General features: G+C 60.0%; 1 protein-coding gene. It reads right to left on the bottom strand.

Annotated elements, in window-relative coordinates:
• Positions 1–1990: beta strand repeat-containing protein (locus C5471_RS23075; RefSeq protein ID WP_166296541.1), on the bottom strand; the 1990-nt coding region annotated here is incomplete at both ends.

Here is a 1990-nt window from a genome sequence, read left to right as displayed (position 1 = left end):
ACCGTTTGCACCGCGCTGTTGACGGCACCTCCCGCCGTGCCACTCAGCGCCACGGTTAAGCCGCTCTGTTTTTGCTCGGTTTTTGTCAAGACCGTGTGATTATTTTCCGCACTGGTGATACTGACGCGCTGGCCGCTGAGGGTCATGTCTTTACCTGCAACCCCGTCACTGCCGTGAACCCGGAGCTGTTCACCTGCGGTGAGAGTGACGTTGCCCTGACTGCTGCCCACGGTACTGCCTTGGGTCAGCTGGCTGTCACTGTCCGTAGTGGTTTTTTGGCTGGCCTTGCCTAAGGTGAAGCCAATTCCGCCGGTGCCCATCAGGCCCGAGTGTTTCTCCTGCCGCCAATGGGTTTCATCGTGCGCTTCCGCGGCGGTGGTGACGGTGAGCTGATGACCAGCGTTCAGGCTGACATCCTGCGTACCGGCGACATTGCTGCCGCGGATATTGAGGTCTTTTCCGGCCTGGAGATTGACTTTATCGCCACTGAACGTGGTGCTCAGGGCCTGCCGGTCATGCACTTCGTCGTGGGTTTCCACTGACGACTTCGACAGCCAGCCTTGACTGGCTTGTTTGCGGTGCTCCACTAAGTCGGATGAGGCGGTACCGGTGGTCAGCGTCAGGTTATTTCCGGCCTGCGCCGTCAGTTGCTGACCCGCATTAATCTGGGCTGCGGTGGCCGTCAGGTCATGCCCGGCCTGCAATGTCAGGTCACCGGCGCTGGTTATCTGGCTGCCGATATCGGTCTGTTGGGTCAGATGGCGCGTGTTACCGCCGCCCCAGTCGCCGCTTTCTGTGTGTTGCGTGTTTACGGTCTCCAGCGTCAGGTCATGCCCGGCCGTTATCCCGGTGTGACCGTCTTTCCCGGCGTTCTTCACCTCACTGGCGGTTAATTGCACATTGTTGATGGCGCTCAGCGATAAGGTGCCGTTATCGTTCTGCACATAGATGCCCGCAGGGCGGTCCAGCCAACGGTTCGCCTCATCCCCGCGCACGGTCGAGGCACTGGTGATATCGCGGCCTTGCAAGCTCACCCGGTCATCCCCCTGAATCTGGCCGCCCCGGTTGGTAATAGTCTGCTGGGCCGTCAAATCCACTTTGCCGCCGCGAATAAAGCCGCTGTTGGTCAGATTGTTGGCGGTCAGTTGGGTGACGTCACGCCCGCTTATCGTGCCGCTGTTGGTGATATCGCCCTGACTGTTGAGCGCCACCGTATTGCCAGCCAGCAAAGCACCATCTGCGCTCAGGTCGCCCTGACGCCCGCGCGCATAAACCTGTGGCACGGTGACCCCCTGCGTGGTGCCATCCGGTAAGGTCACGGTCTGGTTAGTCAGCCAGATAATGTCCGAGGTCAGCAGCGCCATCTGCGCCGGGCTGAGGGCCACGCCCGGCGTTAACTGTTGCTGTTTACCAAAGGCAATACCGGCATCCATCAACGCTTTAAACTGCGCTTCATCATTGTGGTAACCGGGCAGATAACGCTGGCCGGTCAGTTGGGTGATTTGGTCGCGCACCAACCGCTGTTCGTAAAATCCGTCCCCTAATCGTTTGTGGACCAGAGCCGGGTCGTGCGTTAACTGTTGCTGCATGTAGTCCGAGCCCAGCCACTGTTTGTACTGGGTGAATTTCGGGTCGGTCTCCACCAGATAGTGGCTGTCACTGCCCGGTTGCACGGTGTACAGGCTGTTATCCGGTAATCGGGTATCGGGCGTGATAACGCGGATGACCGGGTCAACCGTTTGTCCTTTGACAGTTTCCGGGGGCAACGTCAGTTCGAACGGCTGGCCGGGTGGCAGCACTAAGGGCTGGCCGGGCGGCAAGACTAAGGGCGCGTTGTTTATCCCGGCAACCGGTTTCACGGCGGTGGGGGCTTGCTGCACTTGCCCGGTCTGGCGATCCGCTATTGGGATACCGGCAGCCTCTGGCCGGGTATGGTCCTGCCAGGCCAGCGTGTTCAGGTCAATCGTTTCTGTCACCGGGCCCCGTTTAT

Origin of the sequence: Photorhabdus tasmaniensis (assembly GCF_011189505.1) — a bacterium.
GTDB classification, from domain to species: Bacteria; Pseudomonadota; Gammaproteobacteria; order Enterobacterales; family Enterobacteriaceae; genus Photorhabdus; species Photorhabdus tasmaniensis.
Note: the sequence above shows the minus strand (reverse complement) of the source record. Positions and strands in the feature narration are given on the sequence as shown.